10 protein-coding genes are annotated in these 12,883 nt (G+C 47.6%); 3 read left to right on the top strand and 7 right to left on the bottom strand.

Annotated features, from left to right (window positions below; translation table 11 throughout):
- Positions 1–4: 4 nt before the first annotated feature.
- The 3 genes from IPP66_02030 to IPP66_02020 all read right to left on the bottom strand — a co-directional run bounded on the left by IPP66_02030 (position 5) and on the right by IPP66_02020 (position 3,623).
- The gene (locus tag IPP66_02030; GenBank protein MBK9924046.1) at positions 5–793 is read right to left on the bottom strand and encodes a PHP domain-containing protein; all 789 of its coding nucleotides are present in this window, start codon (positions 791–793) and stop codon (positions 5–7) included.
- Positions 794–1,003: 210 nt separating this feature from the next.
- Positions 1,004–2,212: an NAD(P)/FAD-dependent oxidoreductase gene (locus IPP66_02025; GenBank protein ID MBK9924045.1), complete on the bottom strand. Its 1,209-nt coding sequence runs from the start codon at positions 2,210–2,212 to the stop codon at positions 1,004–1,006.
- Entirely contained in the window at positions 2,169–3,623 is a 1,455-nt protein-coding gene (locus tag IPP66_02020) for a hypothetical protein (GenBank protein ID MBK9924044.1), read from the bottom strand. The genes IPP66_02025 and IPP66_02020 overlap by 44 nt, the downstream gene beginning before the upstream one ends.
- A 149-nt stretch (positions 3,624–3,772) precedes the next feature.
- Here IPP66_02020 and IPP66_02015 point away from each other — a divergent pair, with 149 nt between their 5' ends.
- On the top strand, positions 3,773–4,570 hold the full coding sequence (locus IPP66_02015) for a hypothetical protein (protein MBK9924043.1): 798 nt from the start codon (positions 3,773–3,775) through the stop codon (positions 4,568–4,570).
- A gap of 134 nt (positions 4,571–4,704) precedes the next feature.
- Entirely contained in the window at positions 4,705–5,130 is a 426-nt protein-coding gene (locus tag IPP66_02010; protein ID MBK9924042.1) for a toll/interleukin-1 receptor domain-containing protein, read from the top strand.
- A 12-nt stretch (positions 5,131–5,142) separates the two neighbouring features.
- Here IPP66_02010 and IPP66_02005 read toward each other — a convergent pair whose 3' ends face one another.
- The 4 genes from IPP66_02005 to IPP66_01990 all read right to left on the bottom strand — a co-directional run bounded on the left by IPP66_02005 (position 5,143) and on the right by IPP66_01990 (position 10,680).
- Positions 5,143–6,108 carry a diguanylate cyclase gene (locus tag IPP66_02005; GenBank protein ID MBK9924041.1) on the bottom strand — a complete coding sequence of 322 codons (966 nt, stop codon included), beginning with the start codon at positions 6,106–6,108 and terminating at the stop codon, positions 5,143–5,145.
- Positions 6,109–6,271: 163 nt separating this feature from the next.
- Positions 6,272–7,981, bottom strand: coding sequence for a hypothetical protein (locus IPP66_02000; protein ID MBK9924040.1), 1,710 nt, complete (start codon positions 7,979–7,981; stop codon positions 6,272–6,274).
- Positions 7,982–7,983: 2 nt separating this feature from the next.
- Positions 7,984–10,209, bottom strand: a complete 2,226-nt coding sequence (locus IPP66_01995) for a tetratricopeptide repeat protein (GenBank protein ID MBK9924039.1) — start codon at positions 10,207–10,209, stop codon at positions 7,984–7,986.
- Between the two features lie 15 nt (positions 10,210–10,224).
- Positions 10,225–10,680 (bottom strand): hypothetical protein, encoded by a 456-nt coding sequence (locus tag IPP66_01990; protein MBK9924038.1) that lies wholly within the window; start codon positions 10,678–10,680, stop codon positions 10,225–10,227.
- Between the two features lie 617 nt (positions 10,681–11,297).
- Between IPP66_01990 and IPP66_01985 the strand changes: the two genes are divergently transcribed.
- The gene (locus IPP66_01985) at positions 11,298–12,818 is read left to right on the top strand and encodes an SUMF1/EgtB/PvdO family nonheme iron enzyme (GenBank protein ID MBK9924037.1); all 1,521 of its coding nucleotides are present in this window, start codon (positions 11,298–11,300) and stop codon (positions 12,816–12,818) included.
- Positions 12,819–12,883: the final 65 nt, after the last annotated feature.

The raw sequence follows: 12,883 nt of genomic DNA, 5'->3' as shown, positions 1-12,883 counted from the left end.
CTGATTATTTGGCACTACTCTTTTTTTGTTTCAGTTTCTCTCGCTGTTTTCTTGTGAACTTCAAGTCCAGCCGTTGCGTGCTGATCTCGTTCGTGGCCGCCACATCAGTGACGTAGCCTCCCAAACGCCGCATCGTGATGCGCCTGATCCAATTGAAGATATATTTCCTCATCAGGTCTTCCTCTTGATAAGGATGAGGAATGGTTGTGCCCTTTTCGAGTGCACTCCTGAGTTCTTTGGCAGTGGTGCCTTTGAATTCGGTTTTGCCCGTGCCAATGGCCCAGTAAACGTGTGCATCGCTCCCAGCTGTTTTCGCGAATGGCAGGTACGCAGAAAGACGTTGCACGCGCTCGTCGAAGGGCTGGGTGGTCATGTTGTAGACCTCGATGCCTCTCAATACGTCTTTAACATGAGGCTTCGTCAGGATGCTGACCACATTGTCCATACTCAAACTGGCAGGCAGTTGATTGAACGGATGCGGAGCCACAGCAATGCCGCCGAGGTCACCGATGACCTTCAAAGTTTCCTCGAGTGATCGTCCCTTTTTCGGAACCTTCTCCACGAACAGTGCCAGCAAATGACCATCGTGTGTGCTGACTTCCACACCAGGGATCACATCCACGTTATATTGCGAAGCCAACTCACGCGCGTCAAATGCACCGCGAATATCATCGTGGTCTGTAATCGCGACGACATTCAACCCAACACTCGACGCCTGCTTGAGAACCCCTCGCACGGTCGTGGTTGCGTCATAACTATAAATAGTGTGAATATGAACGTCTGCAAATCCCATAATATTTTTTTAGTATAGCGGCTTATCCTGAGTGCGCAATTAGTTTGTAACCTTTTAAGAAAAAAGGTAAGTAATTGCATGCCTCTTTTATTACTTTAGTCTACGTATGAACCCAATATATGGTTTCACTACTTTTAATTCTTGATTGTAAACAAGCGACATTAAGTACAAAATATAGTTGAGTTAACAACAGGCAAAGGCTTGGTAAATTTACCTTAACCGCCTTCCCCAATTCAACACAAACATCCATGCGACAAGCAAGACGACAGGTTTCATCACTCTCCATAACAGGATCTGGAACCAGCGCCACTTCATAGGATAGATGATATACGTGATCAGCCAGCGTGCGACTAATGCCTGACCTAAAGCGCTTCTTACTACCCGACGCTTGAATCGGCGAAAAGATACTTCGTCACGCTGAATCGCCTCACTGATTTCTTGCGCCGCCAACTTGCCATACCCCAATGCGATGCTGATTCCCTCGCCAAAGATCGGGTCAGCGCCAACGGCATCACCCACCAACAAAACCCTCGGCACAGACATCTCATTCTCTGGGCTGAACCAGCGGATGGGATGTCCTTTGATCTCGTAATCGTCTAAATCAAGGCCAAAGCGTTGCATCTCATTTGCCAGCGGTTCCTTGAGTTGCGGACGTTTCCCATCAGCTAGAAGATTTGTGTCGTAAATGCCCCAACAACGCATAGGCTCGCCCTTGACCTGTGTAGGGAAATCCCAGATGTAGCCCGCAATGTTATAGGGAACGGGAGAAAATTCGAAGAAGGCGACCCCCTCCCGTCCTCCCCCATCCCGCATTTGCGGGATGGGGGAGGTGCCCGCAGGGCGGTGGGGGTGAGTTAAAACCTCCAGTACCCTCGCTGTGTAAACGGGTTCTTTCGGGAAAATACAGCGCCTTGTGACGCCGTTTGAGCCATCCGCGCCGACGACGATCTGGGCGTAGATGGTTCCTTGATCGGTTTCCACGATCACTTTGTCAGTTTGTGGAACAACGTTCTTTACTGTTACCCCTTCTTTGATTTCGATCCCTCTACTTTTTGCTTTATCTGCCAGCCAATTGTCAAATTCATCGCGGCGGATGATGCGTAGTGCGTGTCGTTTTGGCATGCGGACGTTGAGTCCGCGTGCCTCGAAATCGAGATGGACATCATCTGCCAGAACGTGAGGTACTTCGTTTAAGTTGAGATCCAGTTGTTCGATGATGGATTCGGCGTCGACGGTGAGACCGCCAGCGCAAAGTTTGAAGCGTGGATACTGTTCTTTTTCAAGAATCAGGATGCGGGGCGTAAGATGCGGAGCGATCCGTTGTAAATGCAGGGCAGTGGAGAGTCCGCTGGGGCCGCCGCCGATGATGAGGATGTCAGGCGTATGCTCCAGTCCATGTTTCGAATTTGCGGTCATCATGTTCGTTATCTTTATAAAATGTGATGTAACTCAGTGATTTGTAGGGTACGAACTTTTTTTCTTTAGGGTTCTTGCGGGCCAGATCAAAGTAGGTGTGCCATGTGCCGGAGTTGAAGTAGATCTGGTTACCGCCACGGTCGTCGTAGTCGAGAGGGATGGTTTCCTGATGATGCGTGTGGCCGTAGACGATGTACCGTGCGGTGTCATCGAGAAAAGCAGGTTCCCTGAGGGCGTTCTCCGCGAAGGAATTATCGCCGCCGAAGATCCTTCTTCGTTGTATTCTGTAGATCAAGTTGTCAAGCGTTTCGAGCGAGATCAATTTCGAGATCTTGATGGCGGCCTGCATTTTATCTACGATATCGATCTGGTACGGGCGATCTTTGCTTCTTACAAAGTGCAGATTGAGGAACTTATCAGAAAGACCGTCCCAGATATTTTTGAGATCTCTTTCGCTGACGTTCTGTAAAATGTTTTCTTCGGAAAGCCGTTGGATTTGGCCCGAAATCCACAAAGGTGTAGCCAACGACGGGCGGACATTGGTGATGTGTTGCAGGTTGGTAATGATCTTTGCATTGAGATCGGGGATACGCCTCAACTCTTCGGGATAGCGGTTGCAGACTTCCATGGTGAAGGCATCGCCAAGAGTGGCCATATCACGTCCGCGTTCAGAATCAAAGTTGAAAGAATCGTAGTAATCACCATGACGACAAAAGACTTGGTAATCTCTAAAAAGTTTTTCGATGGCAGGGGCTTCATCCTGCTCCCAGGGCGAATCGGGGTTGATCTTGCGCAGGTCAAAGGGGAAGGGAGTAGGCGGGTTGCTCAACCCCAAGGCTGTGATGATCTCTTGACGGATCTGATCGAAGGCATCACCTTTGAGGTGGTAATACCAATCGTGGTTGCCAACCATGTAATGAAAGCGGACCTTAAGCGGAATCCTTTTTCCGCCATTTGCTTTGCGAAGTCCCATTTCATCGGTGGGGTCAAACTCGATGAATTCACCGCTGGCGAGTTTTCGCATCACTTCCAATGCGCCTTTGTTGTACTCAAAAATGGAGCGTGTAACTTCAAGTAATTTGGGTGCAAACAACGGATGTGATGGGTCGCTCCATGGGCGGACGTAGTTTGCCTCGCCCTCTTCCGTGATCTTGATGTGCTTCTGCCCGTTGACCTCAACGTATTTTTCCTGTCCCTTGGGAGGGAACAGCCACTTCGTTGAGTGAAGTGGATCAATAATATCTCCCATCAGGATGATGTCCAATTCCTCGATTGGGCGATATTTTCCAAAGTGCATGGACGCAAAATGGGCATCCTGCCGCAGGCGTTTGGCGAATAAATAGAATGCACTGGCAGGAATCGACTCGGCGGTCGTTCCGTCACCAAGATGCAGGTCGCTGATGATCACGAGCATGAGAATCTCCTTTAGGTGGAGCTGATTGTCGGTATTTGAATTATAGCGTGAATGTTTGGTTGTGCATGTATAATTTCGTGAACAAGCTACAGAGATTCAAGTTTCTTAAGAAGGTTTTCTAGTTCGTTATGCAAGTGAAAGAGGTTAGCATGGCTCGAAAAATTCTCGCATGGACTTTGATCGTTCTGAGTTCGATATTTCTTCTTGCCAGTGTGGTGGGCATCGGTGCGGCATGGATCTATAACGAACCATTAACCCGCGAAACGGTCTCCCAGTTAAATATGGTTGATAACGAACTCGCACAGGCCGAGACGACGCTCGAGTCCACGCGTGCAGAGCTTGAGCGCGCTCTGCGTTTTGTAGATACGGCGCAAACTGCGCTTGAAAAATTGGCCGCGCAATCCACCAGCGCTGAGAATCTTCTCGATGGCATTCAAAGCTCACTCGATGATAAATTGCTCCCCGAATTGAAAACCACCCGCGAGCGATTGACCAGTGCCCGCACTGCTCTTGAAAGTCTACGTAGTGCGCTCCAAACCCTTGGCTCTTTTTCTATTATTGATATCAGTGCTCCCGATCAAGCTCTGAAAGATCTGATTGCATCGGCCAGCACGCTTGATGCCGAGATCGCCAATGCAGAAGATGTGGCCAAACGCGCTTCAACCTTCGTCAATGACACATCTTATTTCCTTGGTGGCGACTTGACCGAAACACGTAACAGCCTGCAAGTTTTCATCACTGCTGTGGAAGAGTATCAAACTAAAGTGAAAGATTGGCGTGTGCAAATAACGGATTTAATCGACTCAGTCCCTGTGTGGATCGACCGCGCCTCGATCAGCCTGACTGTTTTTCTCCTGTGGTTCGGTCTTTCTCAGTTCGGCCTGTTTCTACATGGACGCATGATCCTACGCGGAGGAAATCCGCTGGATATATTGCGCTCGTCGTAGAGAGTTTGTGGGGGAGTTAAGTACCGTTGACTTAGAACGCGTGTTCTAATAAAATATTCAGCCTGTTCCCTTCCACTTTCGTAGTGGTTTTATCTGGTCTTGTGCTATGGCATGGATCAGGAACTGGTTAATGAATGAAGCGGTCAATACACAAAGCGAACATCTTTCTCATCCACGCACACAGTGATAGGAACACTGTCCATAAGTTGTATCAACGTTTGGTCAGAGACAGGCTGAACGTTTGGCTTGATGCGGAGCGACTTCAACCCGGGCAGGATTGGCAGAAAGAGATCCGCAATGCCCTTCTCCAGTGTGATGTGGTCATCGTCTGTCTTTCGCGTGGCTTCGAAAAACAACAAGGCTATCGCCACGAAGAACTCAAGCTCGCTCTTGAGAAGGCAAACTTTTTCCCCACTGATAAAGTCTTTATCATCCCCGTAAGGTTAGAACAATGCGATATGCCCGAGTCTCTGCGCCATCTTCAGCGTGTGGATCTATTTCGGCCGGGTGGGTATAAAAAATTAGTTGATGCTTTGCGTGAGCGGGGAATGGATCAGTAATTTCCCGCAGGCTTATCCCTTTTTACTATGTTTATGTTCGTACATGGCTTTATCTGCCTGTGAAAGTAATGCTTCTACAGTAATGGTTGTATTGAGGTCAACTTGAATGACGCCCAGACTGTAGGATAGGGCATAGCCTCGCACGGAAACAAGATTGTAAGCATCTACATTGCTTTGCAGGCGTGCCTGGATGGTGGAGATGCCTCTTTCTGTTGAGTCAATGGTGAGGGCGGCAAATTCATCGCCACCCATGCGGGCGATCACATCAGAGTCGCGGAAGGTTTCTGTCAGAATGCGGGCAAAGTGTGTCAGCGCAATATCACCCTCTGCATGACCGTATTTATTGTTGACACTTTTTAGACTGTCCATGTCAATGTATAGCAAGCAAAGGGGATGTCTGGATCGTCGGGCGAATTTCAACAAACCAGTAGAAAGAACCGTGAAGCCACGTCGATTGTTGAGACCGGTGAGGTCGTCAGTTAATGAAAGGTTGCGGAGACGTTCGTTGGCGCTTTCCAGCTCCAGATTTTTTTGGTAAAGCTTGTCTGCCAATATTTGCAGGTGCTCCCGTTGAAGTTGCCCGGTTTGTGGAAGTTTGGTGGGCACAGTGGGTTGTTTGAGAGATTCATGTACAGCACGCAATACTTCTTGTGGTTCGGCTGGTTTTCCGAGAATGTGTCGGATGCCGCTGGATGTTGCAAGTTTTCGCACTTCCGCTTCAAGGTAATGAACAGTTTGGAAGATCACTGGCACGCCCGCTAAAAGAGGTTCTGCGCGCAGGCGGCGTGCAAGTGTGAAGCCATCCATATTGGGCATGACGATATCGGTGATGATTAGATCGGGGAGTTCGGTGCGTGCGAGTTCCAATGCTTCAGAACCATCGCTGGCTTCCAGCATACGATACCCAAAGGAACTTAAGAGTGTGACAAGAAGTTGACGGTCAGTCGGGCGGGTGTCCACGACCAGTATAGTTGCCATTTTAATTTGCCCTATTCCTCTTTTGGTTTTGGTGCTTCTGTAGATAATAGCACAATTTTTATAGGGCGTAGATCGAAATTAAGATGTGGGGCAGATCAGATTTATAGAAAACAAAAACCTCCTTTCGGTCGAGAAAGGAGGCGATGGGTGATGCGTCAGGCGATCAATGACAAAACTCGAAGCGTTCCAGCAGATCCCAATGTTCGGGCCCCTTTTGCACGGTCCATTCAAAACGATTAACCGTGAAAGTGATCCCGTTGCCTGCACCAAAGGTTGGGTCTTTGATCTGTGGGGATGTGTTCTCTGATAGATCCACGATTTTGATATGTGGCAACCAATTCTGAGCTTTATATGGATAGCTTTCATATCCCATATCGCGTGCGATCTTATCGAGGTCGCTGTAGATGCCTTCCAAGGTTGGACTTTTTTCTGCCAACAACCATAATCTGCCTTTTTGGTTGTTCACGTTCATTCGGGCGATACTGCCAACCTTGATCTCGAAAGGAGATAGTTGTGATGCGTATTCTTCAATGCGTTTTTTCAGTGTGACGAAATCCTCGACGTTTCGAATTGCTTGTATGGTTAAATGCAGGTCGATGATGGGGTCACCTTCCACAACACGGGCCTTTTCTTCTGAGAGCCTGAACAGTTTTGTGTAATCTTCACTTTCTGGGCGGACAATGATAAAGGTTGATTTGCCGTTTGAGGTTGAAGCGTTCATTTTTTCCGTTTCCTTGACTCTGTTCCTATAAAGATCAACATGTGCTTCGCTGTCGTTCTTTCCGACACCGTAGTTCCATGCGAGCAAACCTCGGTACAAGTCGCTTTGCCAGACTTTGCGAAATCTGGTTTCAAGCTCTGCAACATTATCTTTCGTTGATGTTATCTTGAACTCGTCACCTGTTCGTTCCGATCGAAACAATAAGAAACCTTCACTCTTGGGAAAGCGTGTCGAAAGCATATTGGAAAAACGCCTGAGATCCTGGTCGATGGCGGCGCTTCCATAACGGGTATTCCCTTCGTGCATATTGAGCATGTCGGTCAACGCTACACATTTGATGGCTGTATTGTCGGTGTACCATTTTGCTCCCAAACCATTAAGCGCTCCCGTCAGCGCCTCTTTGGTTACGATGCTTTCGACTATATCTTTCGTAACCTGAACTTGTGTAATGGCCTGTTGTTCGAGCCTTTCAGGCATTTTCAGTAAACGAATTTTATCTATAAGCCTTTCATATGGTGTGTTAAACTCATTCCAACTTTGGCGACTACTATTTTCTTCGATTCGCCTGGGAATTTCAGAGTGACTTTCCAAAATAGTCTGCCGAAGCACGATCGGCCTGTATGTCTTTCGTTGTTTTTGTAGTTCGTTTTCGGCCTCCGTTTCTGTGAGACCTGTGCCATAGTCCCAGGTGAGCAGGGAATCCACTTCCTGTTTGACATAGAGTTTCGATAACAGGCGCTTCATTTCCTGGGGCGTTTTGGTTGTAGAAAATATCCTGAATTCGTCACTGCCCGGTGACCTGCGGACAAAATCCCCCGTATCCAGCGTAAAGATCGACATGAACTGATAGGCCAACTTGTGCAGTTCCCTGTCTACGACCGAGGCTCCATAGACCTTATTGGCCTGCCGCAGATCATAAATATCGACCTTTGCCATACCTTTGATATGGCTATCGGGGATCAGCCATTTACCGGCCCGCGCATTCAAGGCGTGCGTGATCGTATCGTACAATGCCAGATTCTTGGCATTCTTTAGAATGCCTGAAACGGAAGCTTTTAATTGTTGTACCTGAGTTTCAGCGATTGGAAGGGCCTGGAACAGATTCTCCAATTCTTTGAAAGACTGTAGAAATATCTTTAGCTCATTATCCATTTTCAGCTAGGGGTCAGTATTTGAGGTTGTTTTTTCAGGATCTGTTCACGGAGCGACTGGGCCTTTTGAATTTCATATTGCATGCCTAGTTGTTGGAAACTTTCGATTGCCTCAATGATCAGGATCAAAGCGATCTTTAGATCGGCATTTGTCTCAATGTTGACAGAGGCCAGACCAAGCTGTCCTTTTGCAAGTTCATCGATCCTCCCAAATTCTTCAGCAGACTGAACCGCTTCACTAAAAAGTCGTTTTGCATCAGCGAAACGTTGTTCTTTCAAGGCGATAAAACCCAAACCGTTCAACGCGAGACTGATGTGGCGGATCGGGTCTTTGCGGACTGGGTCCTGCCAGGTATCCAAGGCTTTTTGATACCAATCTTTGGATTTTTCAATATTGCCGCGCTCATATTCCAGATCGCCGAGACCGTATTCTGCAAACCCCTTGCTGTAGATCCCATAATCGTCACCGGCGAACTTTTCACTTGTGGCGAGCACGTCCTTGAGCAGGGTTTCGGAACGGTCAAAGTTACCAAGACGCAGTTCCACGGTCCCGAGTGACCGTTTTGCGGCGGCGATCAGCAACTCATCGTTGGTCTTGGTTGTCGCGGAGAGTGCGTCCTCTGCCCAATGCAATGCCCGCAAATAATCCCCTTGATAAAAGTAGATCCAACAGATGTTGCGGGCAAATGTGCTTACGGACTTCCAATCTGCGAGCAGATTGGCCGCGCTCAGGGATGCATGTGCCAGAGTCAGGCGGTCATACCAGAAGGCGCGTTGCCACAGCACGCTCCCAAATTGGATGCCGATCTTCACAAGGGATTCGGCGATATCCTGGGTCTTCTTCGTCAAGGCGCCCGTGGGTTTCTTTTGAATGGACTTGTAGCACCACTGTGCCACGCCAAGGATGTTGTTGCGGTCTCGCAACAACTCGTCGAATTCGCGCCATTCCTTGAAGTCGCTTTTTTCGGATAGAAGATCCACATAATATTGTGCCGTTTTCATCTCGGCTTGGCGGATGAATTTTCTATCGGTGGAGAACTGTGTGCGGATGTAACGACGTGTCAGCGGTAGGATGCTGAAGTAATCCTTATCGGGTTCATGCTCGATCAAGGTTAATTGCAGAAGGTCGCTGATGGCAGTTTCGAATTGGTCGTCATCCTCGATCCCGGAGATTTCTCTGAGCGCGTCTCGTGACACTGCCTCGGGATGTAACGAGAGGATGAACAATAACTTTTTCTCATTGTGATGTTGCAGGAGATTCCAACTGTGATTGAAGCAGTATTGCAGAATGGGAATATCTGCGTCGAGGCTTAACTTATCCAGCACCTGTGTGACCGAGTATCCCAACACCGCGATCTGTCCATGTACCCATAGCAGTGCGAGAGGGAGCCCACCCGTCAGATCAACCAGATATTTATTTTGATCTCTTGTGAGTTGGATGTTCTTTTGCCGTGCGTCCCATTCCAGCAGGGCGTTGCTTTCTTCAAACGACAATCCCTGCAAGCGGATGATCTGTCCTTCGGTGACTCTTTCTCTCGATGTGACAATCACCTTCAGAGTGATGGGCGACCTTCGCAGGAAGTCGAGGATATCGCGTTGCTCAAGCCTTGAGAGCGATTCGAAATTATCGAGAATGAGGAGCGTGGACTGTTTGGCGAGAAGCCCATAAGCCTTCTTGATCTGTTCCTGAATGGACAGGTTGCCGATCGTGGGACTGCCGAGGCTGGTGCCGATCGTGATGAGAATATCGGAAAGGGACTTGGCTTCTGGGATGATTGGCTCGATCCCATGCAGTGTAAGAACAGTTTCCTTGGCCGAGATCCAGATCACGGATTCGAAAAGATCGTTCTCCACACACAGATGACTGACCTCGATAGCCAATGCAGATTTGCCCACCCCGCCCAGTCCTTCAATCCCCACGATAAAGGTTCGGCTATTGGGATGTAAAGACTGAAGGATGGTACGGACTTCCATCTCCCTGCCTACAAAATAGGGGCGTCTCGGAAGGCTTGCCCGTAGATTTGGCTTTTCGCGTTCTCTATCCTCTGATGCGACACCATCGAGTTGTTTGGTGTATCTGGCGATTGCCTCGCGTTCCATGGTGACGCTGTTGATGAGATGCAATGGCTGATCCACACCAAACTTTGCCAGCATCTCCTCGAGAGTATACAGATTTCTCTTGTGTAGCTCGATCAGCCTCTCGAGATGAGAGATTTCTTCCTTGTCCATGTTGTACCCTTTATTCTATTGGGTGGCTTGAATGTCTTTTTTATAGACCTTTGACAAAACACCCTCAAGCTTTTTGATGGTATCGATCATTGCGTTTTCGGCTTCTGTCATATTGTGCATAATAATGGGAGGGACGAGCGCACTTCCCCATTTTGCATATTGTTCCTTCGCAAGGTGATAGTTGCGAGAATACGTTTCCAGCAAGCGGACAAGGTGCTGGACCTCGGCCTCATGGCTTTGCCACAGCGACTCATCCACCTTGGCAGTGGACAACTCCTCTTTGATCTCTACTGCCTGTTCAGGCTCGAGAGGCACGATCTCTTTCGCCTCATTCTCCTGGACCTTTTCATCTGTTGGCGTAGCTTCAGGCGTTTGCCTACGCTCGCGCCGTTCCTGCAAAATCTTGCGTCCTTCATCAAAAATGAAGTCGATGGCCTTTAAAAGGATTGGAAGTTGAATAGCTTCGATCATGGCTCCTCCATTCTATGAAACGAGTATAGCATAAGCGGATACCAGGGTACTACCCCCTATCAAACCCGTTAACTAGCGTGGATGGACCTCACGGCAGGGTGGCACGGTCACGGCAAATTCGCCCATTCCAGCGCCTTTTTCCTCCCCTGTTTGAAATGCCCATGCGAGCACCTTGGTAAGACGTCTCATTTGCTGTGTTCAATAATCCTATAGTTATCCTGTACTGATCCTATAGTGATTCAGTAATATAAACCCGCAATGGGAAGGGAAATTTACTTTTCCTCCGCTTTTTACACCTTTTGCAAATCACCCCACTGCTTGAAAACAGACATGTTCATAAACGGACTTGATATCGGCCTCACTGACAAAAGGGGACACGTCCGTTTCCAATCCGCGCGAAGCGGCCCGTGACTGCAAACGGACTTCAAAACGGACTCGCGGACAATAACGGACGCCGTCCGCTCAAGTCTGTGAGTCCGTGATAGAGTCCGTTGGAAACCGATTGGGAATTGGAAATCTGTAAAGCTATACGTGAGTAATAAATTGCAATTGGCCAAATGAGGGTAAAAAGATAAAATCCGTCTTATAATTTCACATCACCTCATAACGGGATTTAAATGGAAAAAATAATCACACCACCAAAAGTATTCATCTCATATGCTTGGGAAGATGATGTAAAGATCTGGGTACGTGATTTTGCGATTCGTCTGCGAAGAGATGGAATTGAAACTATATTAGATGAGTGGGCAGCAGTTCCTGGTGATCAACTGCCAGAGTTTATGGAACGATCTGTTCGCGAAAGTGATTTTGTCCTTGTAATCTGTACCCCTAAATATAAAAGTAAATCAGATAACCGAACAGGTGGTGTGGGATATGAAGGGGATATTATTTCCAGTGAATTATATACGAGCCGTAATCAACGGAAATTCATTCCGGTTTTTCGTAAGGGGGCTTGGAATGAATCTGCTCCCTCATGGCTGCTAGGTAAGTATTATATAGACTTAAGCGGTGACCCTTATGATGAAGGTTCATATCATAATTTACTTAGAACCCTGCATAATGTGCGAGAGGCTCCACCGCCGGTTGGCAGACCTCCGGGGTATGTTGATAGACGTAGTGAAGATGGGAAATCAAATTCGAAGGAACCATTATCTGCTGAGAAAAAGGCAGTCAAACCTGTCAGGAGAAGAATACTTGTTTCAATAGTAGGTCTCTTCGCTATTGTTGGGCTTTGGTATGGAGGAAGTGTTCTTTCCAGTCGACAGGCTAACGCTGCTGGTACAACGGTTAGCCCGGTTGTATCAAGAACAAGGACTAATACCCCAATTCCACCGTCCATTACACCGACATTAACCAAAACATTAACCATTACCCCGCCGGGGCCGACTCCTCTTCCGCTAGAGATTACTGATGATAAAGGTGTGGAAATGGTGCTCGTTCCAGAAGGATCTTTTATGATGGGGTCAGAGTTTGGTGATGAAAATGAACAGCCTGTTCATGCAGTAGTATTAGGCACATATTATATTGATAAATATGAAGTTACAAATATCCATTACAAAGAATGTGTAAATTCCGGGGTTTGCCGTCAGCCAAAAGATATTGGTTCCAATGTATTAGGCTACTATTTCGATAATCCCAATTATGTAGACTATCCAGTGATTAATGTAGATTGGGATATGGCAGACACTTATTGCAAATGGCGTGGAAATGGAACACGGTTGCCAACTGAGGCTGAATGGGAAAAGGCTGCGCGGGGTGAAACAAATAATTCCTATCCTTGGGGCGATGCTCTAGGGTGTGAATATGCAAACTCTCAGTACTTAAACCAGTTCTGTTCTTTGGATCCGGTTAGAGTGGGAAGTCTTGAAAAAGGGAAGAGTCCTTATGGAGCTTATGAAATGGCAGGGAACGTTTGGGAGTGGGTTGCAGATCTATATCAAAAATATTATTACTTTACTCCCGTAACTGAACCTGATCCACAAGGACCTTTGATTGGTGATGGCAGACGAATCAGACGCGGAGGCTCGTACTTGAGCGTGCAATATTATATGCGTGTTTCAAATCGCAGTGCAGATCTTCACTATTATTATGATGATGAAACTGGCTTTCGTTGTGCAAGATCATTTACAACACCGTGAGATAGAACTGTACGGACTCGCTGAGAGTATCTACATATGTTTGGTTGTATAATCTTTCCATCATC

Source organism: Candidatus Defluviilinea proxima (assembly GCA_016721115.1).
Lineage (GTDB): Bacteria > Chloroflexota > Anaerolineae > Anaerolineales > Villigracilaceae > Defluviilinea > Defluviilinea proxima.
This window is presented reverse-complemented; position numbering and strand designations above follow the sequence as displayed.